The sequence below is a fragment of the Sporichthya sp. genome (assembly GCF_013815995.1).
In the GTDB taxonomy this organism is placed as follows: Bacteria; Actinomycetota; Actinomycetes; order Sporichthyales; family Sporichthyaceae; genus Sporichthya.
On sequence record NZ_JACDFE010000048.1, the window covers coordinates 1 to 21,433 of the forward strand.

General features: G+C 70.8%; 19 protein-coding genes and 1 pseudogene. 13 read left to right on the top strand and 7 right to left on the bottom strand.

Features of this window, described 5'->3' with window-relative positions; translation table 11 throughout:
• Window positions 1-92 precede the first annotated feature (92 nt).
• From H0X00_RS07785 to dapD, 3 genes are all read right to left on the bottom strand, one after another.
• Window positions 93-989 carry a hypothetical protein gene (locus tag H0X00_RS07785; protein ID WP_293768741.1) on the bottom strand — a complete coding sequence of 299 codons (897 nt, stop codon included), beginning with the start codon at window positions 987-989 and terminating at the stop codon, window positions 93-95.
• A 135-nt stretch (window positions 990-1,124) separates the two neighbouring features.
• Entirely contained in the window at window positions 1,125-2,051 is a 927-nt protein-coding gene (locus H0X00_RS07790) for a hypothetical protein (protein WP_293768743.1), read from the bottom strand.
• Window positions 2,052-2,082: 31 nt separating this feature from the next.
• Window positions 2,083-3,024, bottom strand: coding sequence for a 2,3,4,5-tetrahydropyridine-2,6-dicarboxylate N-succinyltransferase (gene dapD, locus H0X00_RS07795; protein ID WP_293768745.1), 942 nt, complete (start codon window positions 3,022-3,024; stop codon window positions 2,083-2,085).
• 57 nt (window positions 3,025-3,081) lie between these two features.
• On the opposite strand from dapD, the gene dapE reads away from it, so the two are divergent.
• Window positions 3,082-4,158 (top strand): succinyl-diaminopimelate desuccinylase, encoded by a 1,077-nt coding sequence (gene dapE, locus H0X00_RS07800; protein WP_293768747.1) that lies wholly within the window; start codon window positions 3,082-3,084, stop codon window positions 4,156-4,158.
• A gap of 122 nt (window positions 4,159-4,280) precedes the next feature.
• Here dapE and H0X00_RS07805 read toward each other — a convergent pair whose 3' ends face one another.
• Window positions 4,281-4,808, bottom strand: a complete 528-nt coding sequence (locus tag H0X00_RS07805) for a C40 family peptidase (RefSeq protein ID WP_293768749.1) — start codon at window positions 4,806-4,808, stop codon at window positions 4,281-4,283.
• A 492-nt stretch (window positions 4,809-5,300) separates the two neighbouring features.
• On the opposite strand from H0X00_RS07805, the gene H0X00_RS07810 reads away from it, so the two are divergent.
• The gene (locus H0X00_RS07810; RefSeq protein WP_293768751.1) at window positions 5,301-6,140 is read left to right on the top strand and encodes a TIGR00730 family Rossman fold protein; all 840 of its coding nucleotides are present in this window, start codon (window positions 5,301-5,303) and stop codon (window positions 6,138-6,140) included.
• Window positions 6,141-6,145: 5 nt separating this feature from the next.
• Window positions 6,146-6,744, top strand: a pseudogene (locus H0X00_RS07820) (TIGR00730 family Rossman fold protein).
• A gap of 4 nt (window positions 6,745-6,748) precedes the next feature.
• Here H0X00_RS07820 and H0X00_RS07825 read toward each other — a convergent pair.
• A complete protein-coding gene (locus H0X00_RS07825; RefSeq protein ID WP_293768757.1) occupies window positions 6,749-7,240 on the bottom strand; it encodes a GtrA family protein in 492 nt (163 codons plus the stop codon).
• A 156-nt stretch (window positions 7,241-7,396) separates the two neighbouring features.
• Here H0X00_RS07825 and H0X00_RS07830 point away from each other — a divergent pair, with 156 nt between their 5' ends.
• The 4 genes from H0X00_RS07830 to H0X00_RS07845 are packed head-to-tail and all read left to right on the top strand — an operon-like array spanning window position 7,397 to window position 11,329.
• A complete protein-coding gene (locus H0X00_RS07830) occupies window positions 7,397-8,536 on the top strand; it encodes a 5-(carboxyamino)imidazole ribonucleotide synthase (RefSeq protein ID WP_293768759.1) in 1,140 nt (379 codons plus the stop codon).
• Window positions 8,529-9,038 (top strand): 5-(carboxyamino)imidazole ribonucleotide mutase, encoded by a 510-nt coding sequence (purE, locus tag H0X00_RS07835; RefSeq protein ID WP_293768761.1) that lies wholly within the window; start codon window positions 8,529-8,531, stop codon window positions 9,036-9,038. The genes H0X00_RS07830 and purE overlap by 8 nt, the downstream gene beginning before the upstream one ends.
• A gap of 1 nt (window position 9,039) precedes the next feature.
• A complete protein-coding gene (locus H0X00_RS07840; protein ID WP_293768763.1) occupies window positions 9,040-9,939 on the top strand; it encodes a serine protease in 900 nt (299 codons plus the stop codon).
• 19 nt (window positions 9,940-9,958) lie between these two features.
• The gene (locus tag H0X00_RS07845; RefSeq protein ID WP_293768765.1) at window positions 9,959-11,329 is read left to right on the top strand and encodes a hypothetical protein; all 1,371 of its coding nucleotides are present in this window, start codon (window positions 9,959-9,961) and stop codon (window positions 11,327-11,329) included.
• 127 nt (window positions 11,330-11,456) lie between these two features.
• Here H0X00_RS07845 and H0X00_RS07850 read toward each other — a convergent pair whose 3' ends face one another.
• The gene (locus H0X00_RS07850) at window positions 11,457-12,854 is read right to left on the bottom strand and encodes an FAD-binding oxidoreductase (RefSeq protein ID WP_293768767.1); all 1,398 of its coding nucleotides are present in this window, start codon (window positions 12,852-12,854) and stop codon (window positions 11,457-11,459) included.
• Window positions 12,855-12,975: 121 nt separating this feature from the next.
• Window positions 12,976-14,295, bottom strand: a complete 1,320-nt coding sequence (locus H0X00_RS07855; protein WP_367186491.1) for a UDP-glucose/GDP-mannose dehydrogenase family protein — start codon at window positions 14,293-14,295, stop codon at window positions 12,976-12,978.
• Between the two features lie 238 nt (window positions 14,296-14,533).
• Between H0X00_RS07855 and H0X00_RS07860 the strand changes: the two genes are divergently transcribed.
• The 6 genes from H0X00_RS07860 (at window position 14,534) to H0X00_RS07885 (ending at window position 21,313) form a co-directional block, all read left to right on the top strand.
• Window positions 14,534-15,976, top strand: coding sequence for an LCP family protein (locus H0X00_RS07860; RefSeq protein WP_293768771.1), 1,443 nt, complete (start codon window positions 14,534-14,536; stop codon window positions 15,974-15,976).
• On the top strand, window positions 15,954-17,009 hold the full coding sequence (locus tag H0X00_RS07865; RefSeq protein WP_293768773.1) for a glycosyltransferase family 2 protein: 1,056 nt from the start codon (window positions 15,954-15,956) through the stop codon (window positions 17,007-17,009). The genes H0X00_RS07860 and H0X00_RS07865 overlap by 23 nt, the downstream gene beginning before the upstream one ends.
• The gene (locus tag H0X00_RS07870) at window positions 17,006-17,674 is read left to right on the top strand and encodes a glycosyltransferase (RefSeq protein ID WP_293768775.1); all 669 of its coding nucleotides are present in this window, start codon (window positions 17,006-17,008) and stop codon (window positions 17,672-17,674) included. Before H0X00_RS07865 ends, H0X00_RS07870 begins: the two co-directional genes overlap by 4 nt.
• 74 nt (window positions 17,675-17,748) lie before the next feature.
• On the top strand, window positions 17,749-18,573 hold the full coding sequence (locus H0X00_RS07875; protein ID WP_293768777.1) for an ABC transporter permease: 825 nt from the start codon (window positions 17,749-17,751) through the stop codon (window positions 18,571-18,573).
• On the top strand, window positions 18,573-19,583 hold the full coding sequence (locus tag H0X00_RS07880) for an ABC transporter ATP-binding protein (RefSeq protein WP_293768779.1): 1,011 nt from the start codon (window positions 18,573-18,575) through the stop codon (window positions 19,581-19,583). Before H0X00_RS07875 ends, H0X00_RS07880 begins: the two co-directional genes overlap by 1 nt.
• A gap of 347 nt (window positions 19,584-19,930) precedes the next feature.
• Entirely contained in the window at window positions 19,931-21,313 is a 1,383-nt protein-coding gene (locus H0X00_RS07885) for an N-acetylmuramoyl-L-alanine amidase (RefSeq protein WP_293768781.1), read from the top strand.
• The last annotated feature ends 120 nt before the right edge of the window (window positions 21,314-21,433 follow it).

The following is a 21,433-nucleotide window of genomic DNA, read 5'->3' on the forward strand; positions in this document are numbered from 1 at the left end:
CGAGAGCCGCGGCGACGGCGAGGGACACCAGCGTCACCCGGTCGGTGCGCGCGTCTCGTTCCCCGCCTTCGGGGGTCCCCGCCGGGCTCAGCTCAGCCCCGTCGCCGCTCGAGCGCGACCACGGACACCGCCAGGGCCGCGAGCAGCGCGATCAGGCCGCCGGCCATCAGCGGCATGTTGTCGCCGCCGTCGGCAGTGCCGCCGAACCCGGTCGCGGGCGCGCCGCTCGGGACGTCGTCGGAGGCCACGTCAGAGTCGTCATCGGTCGACGCGCTGGCCGAACCCGAGCTGCTGCCGGCCGTCGAGCTGGCCGTCGAGCTGGCCGTCGAGCTGGCCGTCGAGCTGGCCGTCGAGCTGGCGGAGGCGCTCGCGCTGCTGGTCGGCTCCGCGGACTCGTCCTCGGAGGCGGTCGAGCTCGAACCGGAGCCCGCCACGGCTGCGGGCCGGCTCGCGGTGGCGGTGGGCGTCGCCGTCTCGTCCTCATCGGCTTCGGAAGCCGAACCGGAGCCGGCGGCGGAGAGCGCGCCACCCGTGCCGGAGGAGGACGTCGGCCGCGCGCTCGTGGTCGCCGAGGCACTGGTCGGCTCCGCGGACTCGTCCTCGGAGGCTGTCGCGCTCGAACCGGACCCGGCAACCGCGGCCGAGGTCGGCTTCGAGGTCGGCTTCGAGGTCGCGGCCGAGGTGGCGGTCGACGTCGCGGACGGCGAGGCGCTCGCGCTGGGTTTCGGCGTGGGAGTCGAGGTCGGACGCGGAGTCGGGCTCGCGGTGGCCACCGGCACACCCTCGCCGGCGACGGCCGTGTCGTCCTTGTCGTCCTGGGCCAGGCGGCCGATCAGCGAGAGGGTCGCGGCCAGGCAGGCAATGGCGATGACGGCGGCGACAACCCACCGGGCATTGCTGCCGTTTCCGTTGCCGTTCTCGGCGTTCTCGTTGCCGCCTTCGTTGCCGCCCTCGCTGCCAGGGGTCGCAGGCCCGTCAGGGTTGGACAAGGTGACTCCTCAGCGCTGACTCAGTGAACAACTTTCGACTTTAGTTCCCCGATAGTGATGGGAACCATGTCGACCTGGCAAGAATGTCCCCAGTCACACCCATAAGTGCTGATCAGGGCCCCTCTGTGGGGTGTTTCAGCGCACATCGAGGTGCACGTGGTCCCGGTGCATCAGGGTCGTGTCGTCGGTGGCCCCGTTCGGGGGCGTGTAGTCGCGCCAGCCCTGCACCGACCGGCGGGCGGTCCAGATCCGGCCGTCGTAGATCACGGTGGCGACCTCCAGTCGCTCGGCGTTGGCCACCAGCCATTGCGCGGTGGCCCAGCCGTCGCGGCGCTGGCCCTGGTTGACGGGCCGGTAGAAGACGTCGATCGCCCGTCCGGCGTAGTGGGCCGAGTCCTCCGTGTGGCCGCTGGTCACGCCGCCCGGGGCGTAGCCGCCGATCTCCTGGTCGCCGAAGGCGGTCTCGATCGCGGTCAGCGCTCGTGCTGCCCGTCCGGTCAGGCCGGCGCTGCCCGGCTCCTGGGACTCGACCCCGTCCGGGCGGATCGCACAGGAGAACGCGGCCGGCGAGTAGCCCATGAGCGCCGAGGCGAGGGCCCGGGCCCGGGTCTCGTGCTTGTTGTAGGCCTCGGGGTGCCCGCTGCGCTGAACCTCCTGCGCGGCGTCGTTGATGTTCATCGTCTTGTAGTTCTCGATCTTGACCAGGGCGTCGTAGAACTTGCCGGCTGCGTAGACCGGGTCCTGCACCTCTTCCTCGGTGCCCCAACCCTGCGACGGGCGCTGCTGGAACAACCCGAGGGAGTCCCGGTCGCCGTAGGCGAGGTTGCGCAGCCCCGACTCCTGCAGGGCGGTCGCCAGCGCGATGGTGGCCGCCCGGGCCGGCAGGCCGCGACGCGCCGCGACCGAGGCGATCGTCGCCGCGTTCTCGGCCTGCTCGACGCTGACCCGAGCCTTCGCTCCGCCGGCGCTGGCCGTGCACGCTTCCTGGAACACGATGCGGTTCGCCGCGATGCGGACGACGACCAGGCCGAGCGCGGCGAGCAGTACGAGAGAGGCGGTCACCGCCACGAAGGTCCGGGCGGGACTACGCCGTTTAGTCGTTGGCATGCAGGGCGGCGTTCAGCCCGCCCCACTCGCCGGTGCGGGCCTTGGCCTCGACCGCTCCGGTGACGCTGTTGCGGCGGAAGAGCAGGTTCGGCTCGTTCGACAGCGTGCGGGCCGCGACGACCTGCCCGTCCGGGAGCTTCACCTTGGTGCCGGCGGTGATGTAGCAGCCGGCCTCGACCACGCTGCCGTCCCCGAGCGGGATGCCCAGCCCGGCGTTGGCCCCGATGAGCGCGCCCTTGCCGACGGTGATCACGGTCTTCCCGCCGCCGGACAGGGTGCCCATGATCGAGGCGCCGCCACCGATGTCGGCGCCGTCCTCCACCACGACACCCGCCGAGATCCGGCCCTCCACCATCGAGGTGCCGAGGGTGCCGGCGTTGAAGTTCACGAAGCCCTCGTGCATGACCGTGGTCCCCGGCGCCAGGTGCGCGCCGAGGCGGACCCGGTCGGCGTCGGCGATCCGGACGCCGGTGGGGACGACGTAGTCGGTCATCCGCGGGAACTTGTCCACCCCGAAGACCTGGACCGGGCCGCTCGCCCGCAGCTTGGCGCGGGTGGTCTCGAAGTCCTCCGGCGCGCACGGGCCGTAGTTCGTCCAGACCACGTTGGCCAGCAGGCCGAAGATGCCGTCCAGGTTCTGCCCGTGCGGGCGCACCAGGCGGTGCGAGAGCAGGTGCAGGCGCAGGTAGACGTCCGCGGCGTCGACGGGCGGGTCGGCCAGCGACCCGATCACCGTCCGGACCACCTCCAACCGCACGCCGCGGCGGTCGTCCTTGCCGGCCAGCGCGGCCAACTCGGGCGGGGCGGCGCTCCCGTCGGGGGCGCCCAGAGCGGGCGAGGGGTACCAGGTGTCGAGGATCCGGCCGTCGGACTCGGCGATGGTCGCCAGGCCGTGTCCCCAGGCGCCGGAGAGGGAGGTGTCGGTCACGGCGCCAAAGTTACCCAGCGCGCCTGTGTTCTGCTGGCTGATCGCTACCGTGGCGCCATGGCGCGCGACGCGGGGGCCGACCTCGATCTGAACTCCGATGTCGTCTCCCTGACCGCGGACCTCGTCGACCGCCCGTCGGTGAGCGGCACGGAGGGCCCGCTGGCCGACGCCGTCGAGCGCGCGCTGCTGGCCTGCCCCCACCTGACGGTCGACCGCGACGGCGACTCCGTGGTGGCCCGGACCACCGCCGGCCGCGGTGAGCGGGTGGTGATCGCCGGCCACCTCGACACCGTCCCGGAGGCCGGCAACCTCGCCGCCCGACTCGACGGCGACCGGCTCTACGGGCTCGGCGCCTGCGACATGAAGGGCGGCCTGGCGGTCGGGCTGACGTTGGCCGCGACCCTGCCCGACCCCGTCCGCGACGTCACCTACGTCTTCTACGACAACGAGGAGGTGGCCGCCGAACTCAACGGCCTCGGCCGCCTCTCCCGCGCGCACCCGGACTGGCTGACCGCCGACTTCGCGGTGCTGATGGAGCCGTCCAACGCCGGCGTCGAGGCCGGCTGCCAGGGGACCCTGCGGGTCGAGGTCACCACGCGCGGGGTGCGCGCCCACAGCGCCCGGGCCTGGAAGGGCGAGAACGCGATCCATGCGGCCGGCGAGATCCTCGCCCGGCTCTCCGCGTACGAGCCGCGGCGTCCCTTGATCGACGGGCTGGAGTACCACGAGGGCCTGTCCGCCGTCGGGGTCCGCGGCGGTGTGGCGGGCAACGTCATCCCGGACGAGTGTGTGGTCACCGTGAACTACCGCTTCGCTCCCGACCGTTCCGCCGACGAGGCGCTGGCCCACGTCCGGGCGGTGTTCGCCGGTTGGGAGGTGGAGTGCAAGGACCTCGCCCCCGGCGCCCTGCCCGGCCTGTCCCGCCCGGCCGCTGCGGCCTTCCTCGCCGTCACCGGTAAGCCGCCGGCGCCGAAGTTCGGCTGGACCGACGTCGCCCGCTTCTCCGAGCTCGGCGTCCCCGCCGTCAACTACGGCCCCGGCGACCCGAGCCTGGCCCACACCCGCGACGAGTTCGTCCCGGTCGAGGAGATCCGCGAGTGCGAGAACACCTTGCGCGCCTGGCTTACGGGCTGACGCTTCCTCGCGGGAACAACTGAGCGACAGGGTTGTGACTCAGGAGGCGCCAGAACCGGGGCGTCGCGTCACCCTGTTCTCAACCCTGTCGTTCAGTTGCGGTGGAAGCAACTGACTGCGCGTCAGAATCGCCCGGCCGTCCAGTGCTGCGCATAGATCTTGCCCCTTTTCACGCGCGTCCCCGGGTTGGGCGCGTGCCAGACGCGGCTGTGGCCCGCGTAGATCACCACGTGGTAGACGGGGCCGTTGCGGCTGCCCGAGTGGTAGAAGAGCAGGTCCCCGACGCGGGGGTGCTTGACCCGGTGCGCGGCGTTGAACTGTTGCTGCGAGGTGCGCGGGAGCTTCTTGTGGAGCTTCGCGAAGACGAAGCGCGTGTACCCGGAGCAGTCGAAGCCGCGGGGCGTCGTTCCGCCGAAGCGGTAAGGCACGCCCTTGTAGCGCGAGGCGACCTTGATGGTGCGCTCGCTGAGTGCGGCACGGGCGGCGGCGCGATTGGCCCGGGGCGAGGGGGCCGGCGCGCGCTCGACGGCGGCGACGGTCGTCGTGGCCTCGGCCTGGCTTGAACCACGGAGATCGAGGGTAGAAGCGGCAACAGGGAGGGTGAGGGTCGCAGCCAGGGTGATCCCGGCCGCGCGTTTGGGCAGACTCATTGAATCCTCGGACGCCCGCAGGACTGTGCCGCCGGCCCCGAAGGACACGGCTTGCCTGCATCCCGCCTGACATGTGAGGGGGCAACGACCGACCGCATGGGCGGGAAAGGACGTCCCGCGGCCGGGGGTTCCGGAAGGACCGGCCGCTTCTTGGCCCGGGCGTCGTCATCGAGCGCCCCTGTCCGGACCCGGCGAATCTAAGCGACCTTTTCGCCTCGAGATCCGAAGCGGGCTCACGATGCTGTCGGCCCCGCGTGACAGCGTCCGAAATCCGGCGAAAGTGTGATCCACGCCACGCTGCTGCGCGCCCCGGCCGTCGCCGCGAATCGCCTCAAATCGGACTCGCGGCTGTGCACCCCTGGTCCCGGATGGACGCCTCGCACTCGCCGTTCATTTCGCGGCCGGACGAGGTGGGCGAGACCATCGCCAAGGCTGCCGCGGGCTGACGCGCGTCCTTCAACGCGGCGCCGGGGTGCCGGGTACGGTCGCGGGATGACGGATGAGAACAACCAGGGCCGCCCGCCGGAGCGCCACCGGGGCCCGGTCATCCTGCGACGACGCTTCTCCACCCAGGCCGGGACCACCGACCAGCGCCTGCTGGACAGCTCGGGCCCCACCGACTGGGTGCACACCGACCCCTGGCGGGTGCTGCGCATCCAGGCCGAGTTCGTCGAGGGCTTCGGTCTGCTGGCCGAGATCGGTCCCGCGATCACCGTCTTCGGGTCTGCCCGCACCCCGCGCGACCACTCCGAGTACGAGCTGTCCCGCCGCCTCGGGCACCAGCTGGCCAAGGCCGGCTACGCCGTCATCACCGGCGGCGGCCCCGGGGTGATGGAGGCCGCCAACCGTGGCTGCGTCGAGGGCGGGGGCAAGTCGGTCGGCCTGGGTATCGAGCTGCCCTTCGAGCAGGGCCTGAACTCCTACGTCGACATCGGGATCGACTTCCGCTACTTCTTCGTCCGCAAGACGATGTTCGTCAAGTACGCCCAGGGCTTCGTGTTCATGCCCGGCGGCTTCGGCACCCTCGACGAGCTGTTCGAGGCCCTCGTCCTGGTGCAGACCGGCAAGGTGACCCGGTTCCCGCTCGTGCTGATGGGCACCGCCTACTGGGCGGGCCTCATCGATTGGCTCGGCAACCGCCTGGTCGAGGCCGGGAAGATCTCCCCGCACGACATGGACCTGATCGAGATCACCGACGACGTCGACCGGGTCGTGCACATCATGAAGGACGCCGACGAGGAACGCCGTCGCCAGGAGATCGAGGCGACCGACGCGCTGGCCACCGACATCCGCGCCGGGCAGGCCCGCGCTCCGCTGAACCCGTACCCGTAGATCGCATGGCCCGGATCTGCGTGTTCTGCGCCTCCAGTGAGGCGATTGCGACGAAGTACGTCGAACTCGGCGCCGAGGTCGGCGCTGCGATCGCCGCCCGGGGCCACTCGCTGATCTCCGGCGGTGGCTCGATCTCGGCGATGGTGCACTTGCCCGCGCCGCCCGGGCCGGTGGCGCTCACACCACCGGGGTGATCCCGCGCGCCCTCGTCGAGTGGGAGGTCGCCGACCACGACGCCGACGAGCTCGTCGTGACCGAGGACATGCGGGCCCGCAAGGGCGAGATGGACGCGCGCTCGGATGCGTTCCTGGTGCTGCCCGGTGGGATCGGAACGCTCGAGGAGCTGCTGGAGATCTGGGTCGCCCGGGTGCTGCAGATGCACGACCGCCCCGTCGTTGTCGTCGATCCTGACGGCCTCTACGACCCGCTGCGCGAGCAGATCCGCGTCCTGGTCGAACACGGCTTCATGCGGCCGGCCTCGGCGGAACTGCTGCGGTGGGCCGGCACCGTCGAGGGCGCCTTCGACCTGCTGGAGGACGAACTTCGGCACGCGACGCCGACGGGGCCACCGGACGAGGCGGAGTTGCTGGAGTCCGAGCCGTAGAGGCTCAGGCGGCGACCGGATCGGCGGTCGGCTCGGCCCGCGGCACCGCCGTGGCGGTGAAGACGAACTTGCGGTAGGACCAGAACCGGAACATGGTCCCGAGCACCATGCCGACACCGTTGGCCGAGAGGTTGTCGGCCAACGGGCTGGTGAAGTCCAGCAGGTAGTGCGAGACGCCCAGGCAGCTCAGGGCGATGGCGAGCCCGACCGCGTTCAGGACGAAGAACAGCATGTACTCGCGCCGCAGCCCGGCCCGCTCCCGGTGCCGGAAGGTCCACTGCCGGTTGCCGGCGAAGGCGACGGTGGTGGCCAGGATGGTCGAGATGACCTTGGCGGTCAGCGGCCGGTCGTGCATGGCGCCGTTGCGCAGCAGGTTGAAGGTGCCGACGTCGACGACGAACGCGATGGCCCCGACGATGCCGAACTTCGCGAGCTCGTGGATGAGGTGTTCGACCCGCGCGTACAGCGCGCGCACGAGCGTGCGAACGGAGTTCACGGGGCGTCAGACCTCCATCACCTGCGGGCCGACGCCCGACTCGAGGGGACAATCTACCCGTTGCCCGCCGCGCTCATGCGTGCGCCGCCGCGGATACCGTGTGCGCGTGATCGCATCGCAACCCCGTCGATCTTGGTCCCGTCCGATGAGCCGCGGGTGAGCCGCCCGGTCGTCGGCATGATCGGCGGCGGCCAGCTGGCCCGGATGACCGCCCAGGCGGCGATCGCCCTCGACGTCCGGCTGCGTGTGCTCGCCCGCTCGGCGGCCGAGAGCGCCGCCAAGATCGCGGCCGAGGTCGTGATCGGTGATCACGATGACCTGGACACCCTGCGGGCCTTCGCCGCCGACTGCGACGTGATCACCTTCGACCACGAGCACGTCCCCACCGCGCACCTGGCCGCCCTGGAGGCCGAGGGCGTCGCCGTCCGGCCGGGCTCCGAGGCCCTGGTGCACGCCCAGGACAAGGTCGCGATGCGGGAGCGCCTCTCCGGCGCCGGTATCCCGTGCCCGGCCTGGGCCCTGGTCTCCTCGGTGGCGGAGATCGAGGAGTTCGGCGCCGACCTCGGCTGGCCGGTCGTGGTGAAGACCCCTCGCGGCGGCTACGACGGCCGCGGCGTCCGGTTGATCGACGCGGCGGCGGAAGCAGAGGACTGGCTGCCCCGAGGTCCGCTGCTCGTCGAGGCCAAGGTGGCGTTCACCCGCGAACTCGCGGTGCAGGTCGCGCGCAGCCCGCACGGCCAGGCCGCGGTCTACCCGGTGGTGGAGACGGTGCAGCGGGCCGGCATCTGCCGTGAGGTGATCGCGCCGGCCCCGATCACCGACGAGCACGCCCTGGCCGCGCAACGCGCCGCGCTGGCGATCGCCGCGGAGCTCAAGGTGGTCGGGATGCTCGCGGTCGAACTGTTCGACACCCCGGCCGGGGTCCTGGTCAACGAGCTCGCGATGCGGCCGCACAACAGCGGGCACTGGACCATCGAGGGCGCGGTCACCAGTCAGTTCGAGCAGCACCTGCGCGCCGTCCTGGATCTGCCGCTGGGGGAGGTGGCGATGCGCGCGCCGCACGCGGTGATGGCGAACGTGCTCGGCGCCGACGACCCCGTGCGCTTCCCGGACCTCTACGACGGCTATCTGCACTGCCTGGCCCACGACCCGGGGCTGCACATCCACAATTACGGCAAGACGATGGTGCCGGGCCGCAAGGTCGGTCACGTCACCGTCACCGGCACCGACCCTGACGACTTGCTGGAGCGTGCCCGGCACGCGGCGGCGTTCCTGCGAGGAGAGATCGATGGCTGAAGCGCCCGGCGGGCCGATCGTCGGCATCGTGATGGGCAGCGACTCGGACTGGCCGGTGATGGAGGCCGCCGCGGCCGCCCTCAGCCAGTTCGACGTGCCCTACGAGGCCGATGTGGTCTCCGCCCACCGGATGCCGGCCGAGATGCTGGCCTACGGGCAGAAGGCGGCCGGGCGCGGGCTGAAGGTGATCATCGCCGGCGCCGGGGGAGCGGCCCACTTGCCGGGGATGCTGGCGGCCGTCACGCCGCTGCCGGTGATCGGCGTCCCGGTGCCGCTGAAGAACCTCGACGGGCTGGACTCCCTGCTCTCGATCGTGCAGATGCCCGCGGGGGTTCCGGTCGCCACCGTCGCGATCGGCAATGCGCGCAACGCGGGCCTGCTCGCGGTCCGCATCCTCGCCGTGTCCGATCCCGAGTTGCAGGGCAGGATGCGCGACTTCCAGGCCGACCTCGGCGCCCAGGCCAAGGCCAAGGGCGCCACGGTGCGCAACCGGAAGGCCTGACGTGCGCCGGTCGCTGGTCGGCGCGCTGACTGCGTTGACCCTGGGCACGGCCGGGACCGCGGCGCTGGCCGCGCCGGAGACAGCGCACGCCGCCGAGATCGTCGAGGGGCCGGCGTTCGGGCCGGTGGGAGCACCGATCCGGCCGGGCATCATGACCGACACCGGCGGGTCGATGTGCACGGCGAACTTCGTCTTCACCGACGACAAGGGCCGGGTCTACCTCGGCCAGGCCGGGCACTGCGCGCAGGACCCCACGGACTCCACCGAGATCGACCCGGTCAGCTGCGGCTACGGCAAGCAGCAGCCGCTCGGCACGCCGGTCAAGCTCGGGGACAGTGGCGTGACCGGCAAGCTCGCGTACTCGAGCTGGCAGACGATGCAGGACCGGGCCGAGCCGGCCGGGGACCTGTGCCGCTACAACGACTTCTCCCTGATCGAGATCCCGGCCGCTGCGATCGGCGCGGTGAACCCGTCGATGCCGCTGTTCGGCGGCCCGACCGGTCTGAACAGCGACGGCACCCAGGGCGGCGACCTGCTCACGGGCTGGGGGAACTCGCCGCTGCGCCAGGGCCTCGAACCCCTGGCGCCGAAGCAGTCGATCGCGGTCCGCTCCGAGCCCGGCGGCCGGGCGCACGTGATCTATTCGCTGACCCCCGGCGTCCCGGGGGATTCCGGCGGCCCGTACCTGGATCCGCAGGGGCGCGCAATCGGCAGCCTGTCCGAGATCGCACTGGACCCGCCCGGGGCGAACATCATCACCGACATCGCCCGCGCGTTGGCCTATGCCGCCCAGTACGGCGGGCTCAAGGGCCTGCGTCTGGTGGCGGGCACCGAACCGTTCCACGGCTCCGTGATCCTTGACTCCCTCCTCGCCTCACCAGGGCTGCCCTCGGCGCCGTGACGACGTAGGGTTGCCGCCCATGAGCGGTGCGTACGGTTTGCGGAATTCGTCCCGTCGAGTCGGCGGTACGGCCCTGGCCGCCGCCCTGGCCCTGACCGGTCTGGCCGGTGGTATCGCTGCGGCGGACCCCGGGGACCCGGCGGCGCCGGCCACCAACGCCGACGGGCGCATCGTGTTCTCCTCCGACCGCGGCGGCGACCTCGACCTCTACGCGGTGAACCCGGACGGCTCCGCGCTCCAGCAGTTGACCACAGCGAAGGGCGCCGACCGGTTCGCGAGCTTCTCGGCCGACGGCGATCGGATCGTGTTCGCCTCCAAGCGTGGGGAGAGCAGTGACATCTGGGTGATGAACCTGGACGGGTCCGGCCAGACCGAGCTGGCCTCCGCGGCCGCCGACGAGTCGCACCCGGTGTTCTCGCCGGACGGCTCGCGCATCCTCTACACCCGCGCCGTCGGGGCGAGCAGCGATCTGTGGGCGATGAAGGCCGACGGCAGCGACCAGACGAACCTGACCAAGACCCCGTCGGTCAACGAGGCGTTCGGAACCTTTGCCCCGGACGGTTCCCGGATCGCGTTCACCGCCGAGGGTTCCCCCGGCCGGACCGACATCTGGTCGATGAAGGCCAACGGCAGCGGCCGCACCAACCTCACCCAGCTCAAGGACGGCAGCGCCTTCTATCCGCGCTACTCCCCGAACGGCAAGAAGCTGACCTACACCTTCGACCCGCCCGGATACCTCGCGGTGCGGGTGGCGAACGCCGACGGCTCCGGTGCGGTGGACGTCGACGCGGATGTCGCGACGGACATCTACTCCTTCTTCTCCCCGGACGGCAGCCGGGTCGCGTTCTCCACCACCCGCAACAGCGACGACGGCGACGTGTTCGTCGCGGCCGGCGACGGTTCCGGCCCGGCCACTGCGTTGATCGTCGGTGCCGGCGAGGACACCGCGTGGGACTGGGGCCGGCCCGGCTCCGGCAACACCGACTCCGCCTGCAAGCCCGGCGCACCTGTCCCGGCCGGCTACAAGGTGAAGAACGGCACCGACGCCAACGACGTGCTGAAGGGCACCGCGGGCAAGGATCTGATCCGGGGTCAGGGCGGCAACGACACCATCAAGGGCCTGGGCGGCAACGACATCCTTTGCGGCGGCGACGGCAACGACCGCCTCGACGGCGGGGCCGGCAACGACCGGGTGGCCGGCAACGGCGGCAACGACCTGGTCCGCGGTGGGCGGGGCAACGACACCCTCTACGGCGACCTCGGTGACGACGACGTCCGCGGCGACGCCGGCAACGACAAGCTCCAGGGCGGTGAGGGCACCGACACCCTGACCGGCGGCCCCGGCGTCGACAAGCTGGCCGGCGACCCGGGCGACACGCTGAAGCCCTGACATACCGTCAGCTCCGCGGGCGTGCTGTTCACCCCCGAAAGCGCACTGTGGCACTCCCCGCGCCGGAGACCGCGTGCTGGGCTGCGCTTTCGGGGGTCTCTGGCACCGCGCATCGCGCCGGCGGGGCTCAGCCGGCCGGTGGGATGTTGACGTTGCGCCGGAAGACGTTCTGCGGGTCGTAGACCGCCTTGATGCCGGCCAGGCGGGCGTACTTCTCCGGGCCGTAGGAGGCCAGGACCCGCTCGGCGTCGAACTCGACCATGTTGTTGATGTAGTCGCCGATGCCGAGCGAGTACGGCTGCAGGTCGGTCCACAGGTTGCGCACCCACTCGCGCTCGGACTCCCAGGCCGCCAGATCCGGCGTCATCGCGACGAGCATGGTGGCGTAGCGCGGGGTACGGGTGGCGCCGTACGCGGTCGCGTTCTCCTCGACGGCGGAGTAGGCGTGGTCGAGGCGGTAGAAGAGCACCTGCGAGGTCGGGATGCCGCGCCGGCCGAGGTGGTTGACGAACACCTCGATGACGGCGTCGCTGAGCTCGGGCAGCTGGGTGCCCTTCTCGTAGTTGAACTGACCGTGCGCGGTGGCCTCGTCCTGCAGCTGCTGCAGCGCCACGTAGGGCATCGGCGTCGCGAACTCGAACAGCGGGGTGAGCACGCCACTGATCTGACCGCACTGCGCCGCGTGGTCCTCGGGGGGGCCGAAGCCGACGAGGACGAGCAGCACGCCCGGCTTGAAGTGGTGCTCGGCCGGGACGAATGGCGCCGGCGGCGCATTCAGCAGGCCGATGATGACGTTGGAGTCCTGGGGCAGGGTCGGGACCTGGTCGCGCAACATCGTCAGCGCCTCGGTGGCCCGCTCGGCCTCCCAGAAGAACAGGCCGACTGAGACCATCGGGCCCACCGGGTGCAGCGCGTACTCGAAAGTGGTGACCACGCCGAAGTTGCCGCCGCCGCCCCGTAGCGCCCAGAACAGGTCCGCGTGCTCGTTCTCCGACGCCCAGACCACGCGGCCGTCGGCCAGCACGATTTCGGCCCCGGTCAGGTTGTCGATGGTCAGCCCGTGCAGCCGGGTCAGCCAGCCCATGCCGCCGCCGAGAGTCAGCCCGGCGACGCCGGTGTGGCTGATCATGCCGCCGGGGGTGGCCAGGCCGTGCGCCTGCGTCGCGCCGTCGAGGTCGGAGAGCAGCGCCCCGCCGCCGACCTTCGCGCGCTTGTTTTCCACGTCGACCTCGACGGAGTTCAGCAGCGCGAGGTTGATCATCAGCCCGTCGTCCCCGACCGCGTAGCCGCCGGTGTTGTGCCCGCCGCCGCGCACCGAGATCTCCAGCCCTGCCGCCCGCGCGAATCCGACCGCCGCGACCACGTCCTCCGTGCTGGTCGCCATCACGACCGCGGCCGGCCGCCGGTCGATCTGCGCGTTCCAGATCGTGCGTGCCTCGTCGTAGCCGGCGTCGCTGGGCGCGTGCACCTCGCCCTTGACTGAGGAGCGGAGCTGGTCGAGATCGGCTGAGCTGGTCGTCGTCATGTGGATCGCCTTTCGAGGTTCGGGCCGGCTGCGAGCACACCCTAGAACGCGGACCTGACACCGTGTTACGTCCGAAGGGGCGAGCGATATAGCGCACGGCCCTTCGGACGTAGGGGCAAAGTCAAGGGCGGCCGAGGCTCCGGTAGGTCCAGCCGGCCTCGCGCCAGCGCGCCGCGTCGAGGGCGTTGCGGGCGTCGAGGACGACGCGGTTGGCGACGACCTCGCCGAGGGCGGCGGGGTCGATGGCGACGAACTCCGGCCACTCGGTCAGGTGCAGGACCAGGTCGGCGCGCCCGCAGGCCTCGGTGGCCGAGCCGGCGTAGTTCAGGGTCGGGAACAGCGCGGCGGCGTTCTCCATGGCCTTGGGGTCGTAAACCGATACCAGGCCGCCCTGCAGCTGCAGCTGGCCGGCCACGGACAGGGCGGGGGAGTCCCGTACGTCGTCGGAGTTGGGCTTGAAGGCCGCGCCGAGGACGCCGATCCGGCGCCCGAGCAGGGTGCCGCCGCAGGCCGCGCGGGCCAGCTCGACGGTGCGGGCCCGGCGGCGCATGTTGATGGCGTCGACCTCGCGCAGGAAGGTCAGGGCCTCGGAGGCGCCGAGCTCGCCGGCGCGGGCCATGAAGGCCCGGATGTCCTTGGGCAGGCAGCCGCCACCGAAGCCGAGCCCGGCGTTGAGGAACCGCCGCCCGATGCGGGGGTCGTGCCCGAGCGCGTCGGCCAGCGCGGTGACGTCGGCCCCGGCGGCCTCGCAGACCTCGGCCATCGCATTGATGAACGAGATCTTGGTGGCCAGGAACGCGTTCGCCGCCGCCTTCACCAGCTCCGCGGTCGGGTAGTCGGTGACCAGGAAGGGGGTCCCGGCGTCGATCAGCTCGACGTAGACCTCGCGCAGGATCGCCTCGGCGTTCGCGGTGCGGACCCCGACCACCAACCGGTCCGGCTTGAGCGTGTCGACCACGGCGAAGCCCTCGCGGAGGAACTCCGGGTTCCAGGCCAGCTCCGCCGCCTCGCCGGCCGGAGCGTGCTGACGCAGGTACTCGGCCAGGCGCTCGGCGGTGCCTACCGGGACCGTGGATTTTCCGACGACCAGGCAGGGCTGGGTCAGATGCGGGGCCAGGCCGGCCACGACTGCGTCCACCTGGGTGAGATCGGCCGCCAGGTCGCCGCGCTTCTGCGGGGTCCCGACGCAGGTGAAGTGGACGTCGCCGAACTCGGCGATCTCGGCGTAGGAGGTGGTGAAACGCAACCGCCCGCTGTCCAGGTGCTTGGCGACCAGAGGCTGCAGGTCAGGCTCATAGAACGGCACCTGACCCGCGGTAAGAGTGGCGATCTTCGCCGCGTCGACGTCCATTCCCAGGACCTCGAACCCGAGCTCGGCCATGCAGGCCGCATGGGTCACGCCCAGGTAACCGGTTCCCAGCACCGTCAGTCGCCGCACGATTCCCTCCTTATGCTTGGGAGCCATGCTGTCAGCCCCAGCGATGTGGCCGGCGGCGCAGCGACACCTGGGGTGCAAGTGGTCGACGGTGCGCTTCCTGACGTTTGCATGATCGACAGAAAAGCATCCACACAGGACGACTCGCGACGATATGCACGCCCCGCGCGCGCCCCGCGCGGATACTGAGGACTCGCCCGTCACGTCCCACCCGGCAGCCCTCCATGCCGAAGGAGATCAGCAGGTGCAGAGCTCGAAGCTGGCCGATGTCGGCCGGCGGTCGGAACTGGTCCGGTTCCGCCGTGCGCTCGTGCTGCTGTGCATGACGCTGGTCCTGCCCGGTTCGGCGCAGCTCATGTGCGGCAACAAGGCCGTCGGCCGGGCGGCACTGCGCGTCCTCGGCATCCTCGCCGTCGGAACGGTCATCGTGGTCTGGCGGGAGGGCAAGGAGGGCCTGCTCGAGCTCGGCTTCGAATCCTGGGCCCTGATCGCCCTGCAGACCGGCATCGTGGTGCTGGGCCTGTGCTGGCTCGCCCTGTTCATGGACGCCTGGCGCCTGGGTCGCCCGCCGACCCTGGTGAAGAGCCACCGGCTCACGGTCTCGATCCTGTCTCTGGTCCTCATGGGCCTGATCGCCACCCCGGCCGCTTACAGCGCCAACCTGATCCAGACCCACCGCAACTTCCTCGAGACCACGTTCGATACCGGCGGCGTCAAGGACCTCTACAACGGCCGGTTGAACATCCTGCTGCTCGGCGGCGACGGCGGCGACGGCCGCACCGGTATCCGTACCGACTCGATCACGCTGGCCAGCATCGACGTCTCCAACGGCAAGACCGTGCTGTTCTCGCTGCCGCGGAACCTGCAGTACGCGCCGTTCCCGCCCGAAACTCCGATGGCGGCCCAGTTCCCGAACGGCTACCCGGACTTCGCCTTCGGGATCTACACCTACGGCTCCGAGCACCCCGAGTTCTTCAAGGGCGCCAAGGACCCGGGCGCGCTGGCGATGATGCAGATGGTCGCGCAGACGATGGGGATCCCGGTGCACTACTACGGGCTGGTGAACCTGGAGGGTTTCGAGAGCGTGGTCAACGCTCTCGGCGGGGTCACGATCCGGGTCGAGCAGCGGCTGCCGATCGGTGGTGGCACGAGCATGTCCGGGGTCGCGATGCCGATCCGCGGCTACATCGAGCCCGGCCTGCAGAAGCTCAGCGGCTACAAGGCCCTCTGGTACGCGCGGTCCCGGTCCTCCACCGACGACTACGACCGGATCACCCGGCAGAAGTGCGTGATGGGCGCCATCCTGCGCGCGGCCGACCCGGCCAAGATCCTGTTCAACTACACCAAGCTGACCAAGGCCTCCAAGCAGGTGCTGACCACCGACCTGTCGATCGACGCGGTCAAGCGCCTGATCGGTGTGGTGAGCGAGGCCAAGAACCAGAAGATGACCAGCGTCCAGTTCATCCCGCCGGCCATCGACCCGGCCGCGCCGGACATCGAATACATCCGGGCCCAGGTCCAGAAGGCGCTGCTCGACTCGGAGAAGCCCACCCCGACGCCCACGCCGTCGGAGACGCCGAAGAAAAAGAAGAAGAAGCCGACCGCGAGCGCCACCCCGAGCCTGTCCGCGGACAACGTGGTCCCAGGTGAATCGGTGAGTATCGATGACACCTGCAAGTATTCCTGAGCCCCGCGTCGCCGAGGCCGATCTGTCGAAGGCCGGCAGAACCCTGGGTACCAGGCCCGCCGTCGCGGTGGTGATGCCGGTCCTGAACGAGCGTCGGCACCTGCGCGCCGCCGTCGAGGCGATCCTGGCCCAGGACTACGCCGGCGAGATGGAGATCGTGCTCGCGCTCGGCCCGTCCACCGACGGCACCGACGAGGTGGCCGCCGACCTGGCCGCCGCAGACCCGCGGATCCGCACCGTGCCCAACCCGACGGGCGCGACGCCGTGCGGGCTCAACGCAGCCATCGCGGCGACCGCCGCGGCGATCATCGTCCGCGTCGACGGACATTCGATGTTGCCGCCGAACTATGTGCGCGCCGCGGTCGAGGCGCTGCAGAGCAGCGGCGCGGACAACGTCGGCGGGGTGATGGCGGCCGAGGGCGTCACGCCGTTCGAGCAGGCCGTGGCCCGCGCCATGCGCAGCTGGTTCGGCATCGGCGGCGCCCGCTTCCACCTCGGTGGCGAGGCCGGCCCCGTCGAGACCGTCTACCTCGGCGTCTTCCGCCGGGAGATGCTCGACCGGGTCGGCGGCTTCGACGAGGACATGCGCCGGGCCCAGGACTGGGAGCTCAACTACCGGATTCGCCGGGCCGGCGGCACGGTGTGGTTCACCCCGGAGATGCGGGTGACCTACCGTCCGCGCGCTGACCTGCGGGCGCTGTCCAAGCAGTTCTTCAAGACGGGCCAGTGGCGCCGCGAGGTGACCCGCCGGCACCGCGGCACCGCGAGCGCGCGCTATCTGGCCGCGCCGGCTGCCGTGGTCGGGGTGGTCGGCGGCACCGTGCTCGCCCTGACCGGTCACCGGATCGGCCTGCTCGGCCCGCTCGGCTACGTGGCCGCCGTCGCCGCCGGCTCGGCGGCCACCAGCAAGGGACTGCCGCCCGCGGGCGCGGCCGCGCTGCCGGTGGTCTACACGACGATGCACCTGTCCTGGGGCCTGGGTTACCTGCTCAGCCCGCGCGATCTCGCCGAGCCGAGCGACCTGGAGAGGTGAGCGCGGGAGAGCGGGTGCGCCGGCTGGCCGGATCGGCCCGCCGCCGCGTCGGTGACGAACGGTCAGAACGCCTCGTCACCAACGTCGAGCGGCTGCGCAAGCGCACCCACACCGCCGGCCCGGCCCCGCTGGAGCGCTCCGAGCGCCGGATGCGCGTGGCCCTGCTCGCCCCGGCCGACAGCCCGCTCACGCGGCGCTGGGCGGACTTCTACGCCGGCCGCGGCATCGAGGTGTACGCGATCAGCCTGGACACCCAACGTGAGGAGGGTCCGGCCCGGCCCGGGGTCCGCACCGCCTATCTGCCGACGTTGCGCGGGTCGGTCGCCTCGCCGGGCACGGTGACCCGGCTGCGCGCGCTGCTCGATGCGGCCCGGCCCGACGTGGTGCACGCCCATCGCGTGGGCGGCTACGCCCTGCTCGGGGCGCTCGCCGACCGGCATCCCTACGTGATCTCGGTCGGGAGCGGGGACGACCCGGGCGACGGCGCCCGGCGCCGGATGACCGAGTACGCCCTGCGCCGCGCCGACGCGGTCGTCCCGATCGGCACCCGGGCCGGCATCGGGACCGGGAGCGACCCCCGGGATCCTGACGATTCGGACACCTGGGACGTGGATACAGCCGCCATGCTGGACGTCTTCGCCGGGCTCGGGCTCCGCGGCAAGTAACCTGGCCTGCGGGTTTGAGTCCGCCGGTCGCTTGACCGGAGTGACGGGGTGCACCGAGAGAGGGAGCGGACGTCGTGGCGTCGCTGGGATTGGGGTTGGGGCGCTACCGCACGATCGTGCAGCGCCGCCGCATCCTCTTCCTGCTGATCAACCGCGACCTCAAGGTCCGCTACTCCGATTCGGCGCTGGGTTACGTCTGGACCGTGCTCGACCCGTTGATGATGGGCCTCGTCTACTGGTTCGTCTTCGACGTGATCTTCAACCGCGGCAAGGCGATCGCCGGCGATCCCTACCTGCTCTATCTCCTGCTGGCGATGATGCCCTGGCAGTGGGCGCAGGGCTGCATCGCCGGCTCCACCCGGACCCTGTCCGGTGAGGCCCGGTTGATCCGATCGGTGGACGTTCCCCGCGAACTGTGGATCCTGCGGTTGATCGGCTCGAGGTTCATCGAGTTCATGTTCACCATCCCGGTGCTGCTGATCTTCGTCCTCGGCTTCCAGCAGGGCGTCAACTGGAAGATCGTGTTCTTCCCGATAGCGATCGGCATGCAGTGGATGGCGCTGTTCGGGATCGCGCTGGCGCTGGCCCCGATGGCGGTGATGATCCCCGACATCGAGCGACTGATGCGGGTGACCAACCGGGTGCTGCTCTACATGTGCCCAGTCATCTACGGCTCGTTCGCCATCTTCGAGAACGACCAGATTCCCGAGTGGTTCAAGCAGATCTATGCGTGGAACCCGTTCACCACGATCCTCACGCTGTACCGCGTCGGGTTCTTCCCCAACGAGGACATGCCCTTCACCGTCGCGCTTCGCGGCGGGATCTCCTGTGTGGTCCTGCTCGTGCTGGGCGTGTACATCTTCCGCAAGCTCGAGCCGGCCGTGCTCAAGGAGATCTGATGGCGGCTCGGAAGCCGGCGCCCTCGAAGATCATCGAATCCACCGGGCTGGGCATCAAGTTCCGGGCGAACCGGCAGCGGCCGTTCAAAGCCCGCGCCCGGGAGACCTTCACCTCCGCGGGTCGGGCCGCCAAGCGCGAGCGCGGCCCGGAGGAGTTCTGGGCGTTGCGGGACGTCTCGTTCTCGATCGCGCCCGGCGAGGCCGTCGGACTGGTTGGCGCGAACGGCCACGGCAAGTCGACGCTGCTCAAGCTCATCGCCGGCGTGATGATCCCCGATGAGGGCGTGATCAAGACGCGTGGCCAGGTGGCACCGATGATCGAGGTCACCGGCGGCTTCGTGGGCGACCTGACGGTGCGGGACAACATCTGGCTCGCGGCCGGGCTGAAGGGCCTGACCAAGAAGCAGATCGCGCGCAGGTTCGACGAGATCGTCGAGTGGGCCGAGATCGGCCACCGCCTGGACACCCCGTTGCGGCACCTGTCCAGCGGGATGAAGGCGAAGGTCGGGTTCTCGGTGATCACCACCATCGACCGGCCGATCGTGCTGGTCGACGAGGTGCTCTCGGTCGGGGACCGGGCGTTCCGGCAGAAGTGCTTCGACCGCATGGAGGACCTGCGCCGGTCCGGCAAGACCATCGTGCTGGTCTCGCACAGCGAGCAGCAGATCGAGCGGTTCTGCCAGCGCGGGCTTTATCTGCAGCACGGTCGCCTGATCGACGACGGGCCGGTTGAGGACGTGCTGCAGCACTACATGGACGACGTGGACCGGGCGGTCGGGGAGAAGGCCGAGGAGGAGCGCGAGGCGATGGCCCGCCGCGCCCGCCGGGCCGCGCGCCGCGCCCGGCGCGATGCAGAGGACGGGGGTCTGTCCAGCACAGTGCCGACGCAAGCCACCTCCAAGCCTGCCGCCAAGCCTGCCGCCAAGCCGGCCGCCAGGCCGAGCTTGTCGGACCTGGACGACGAACCCGCCCCGCCGCCGCGGGTCGAGCCGGGCCGCTCAGAGAGCTGAAACGACAGCTGACAGATTCCACGCGACGCGTCCGCCGACCGTGGAGCAAGTTCGCGTTTACGCGCGGCCCTTTTTGTACGGCCGGGTCACCCGGGCGGACTAATAACACCATTGTATTTCAGCTGGTCACGGGACTTTTTGCCGCCGATTGGTAACCACGGGCCTGATGAATTCCACGGCTGTTATTTGTGTCCGCTCACCGAACGACCTGGTTGTAGGCGCGCGGCGGCCGCAAATTCCAGGTTTGTAATTCGCGCCGAACCATTGTGACGGGTGTTGTTTCTGGGATTTCATCCCACCAGTAACAACAGCACCATAAACAACTCCAGTCACAGGAGCACCACGCAATGCGGATTACCCCCGCCCTCCTCATTCTGACGTTGGCCGCGTCCACGGCCTCGGTCGCCGCGCCTGTCGTCGGTCTGCCGGGCGGGGCCTCTGCCCACGCCGTCGAGCCGAAGATCGTCGAGATCTCCCTCGCGCCGGCCGAGCTCACCGAGCGGGCGCTGCCCGCGGAGGTCACCGGTGTGCGGGAGCGGTTGCTCAGCCCCGCCAACTTCACCGAAGCCTTCTCCCTGATCGGCCTGACCTGGGACAAGCCCACGGTCGAACCGGTCGAGCACGGCTTCGAGCTCAGCGTCCGTACCCGCCACGACGGCGCCTGGACCGCGTGGTCTGCGCTGGAGGCGGACGGCGACGGGCCCGACGGCGACGCGGACGAGCTTGCGGCCGACCCGCAGACCGTCGCCGTCGAGGAGCGAGAAGGCACCGCGCCGTTGTGGGTTCCGAACTCCGACGCCTTCCAGTTCCGACTGGACCGCCTGCGCGGCCCGGCTCCGACCGGCCTGCAGGCGATGCTCGTCGATCCGGGTCGCTCGGCCGCTGACGCTGCCGTCGGCTCGGTGCCGCGGGTGGCCTCGCAGGCCCACGCCACCATCGCCTGGCCGACCGTCTACCGGCGCAAGGACTGGGGCGCCGCCGAGCAGCTGCGCAACGCGACCCCACGCTTCACCGGGCCGATCCAGGCCGCTTTCGTGCACCACACCGCGGGCACCAACGACTACGCCCCGGCCGACGTGCCGAAGATCCTGCGCGGCGTCTACGCCTACCACGTGAAGGGTCGCGGCTGGTCGGACGTCGGCTACAACTTCCTCGTCGACCGGTTCGGTCGAATCTGGGAGGGCCGGGCCGGCGGGGTGGACCGCACCGTTCTCGGCGCTCACACCGGTGGGTTCAACTCCGACAGCTTCGGCGTTTCGGTGATGGGCGACTACACCAAGACCGAGCCGAGCGCGGAGACCGTCGCCGCGCTCGCCCGGGTGATCGCCTGGAAGTTCTCCCTTACCGGCGACGGCCCGAGCCTGGACCCGCTCTCGATCGTGGAACTGGTCTCGGCCGGCGGTGGCACCTCGCGTTACCGGTCCGGGACGGCCGTCGACTTCATCCGGATCTCCGGCCACACCGATGCCGGGAAGACCGAGTGCCCGGGCAAGTACCTCTACGCGCAGCTGCCGACCATCCGCAGCATGGTCCGCCAGATCCTGTCCGAGGAGTCGACCTACGGCCCGGCGCTCCCCGAGGGGACGTCCGACGGGACCGAGCCCCCCCCGACGCCGACCCCGGGCACCGCTGGGGAGACCACGCCCGCGCCGGAAGAGGGCGGGGACGACGTCACCACGTCCTCCACATCATCCGAGGCCTCGACTGCGGGCAAGCCCGACCCGAGCTAGTGGTCTGTCTGTGAATTAGCGCGGTATGATTGATCATGCCGATCAAGACAGCACCGGCGTTGCCGGTCAGTAGTGAGCAGCGCGCGGAGTTGGCCCGGATGGCGCGGTCCTCGACGCTGC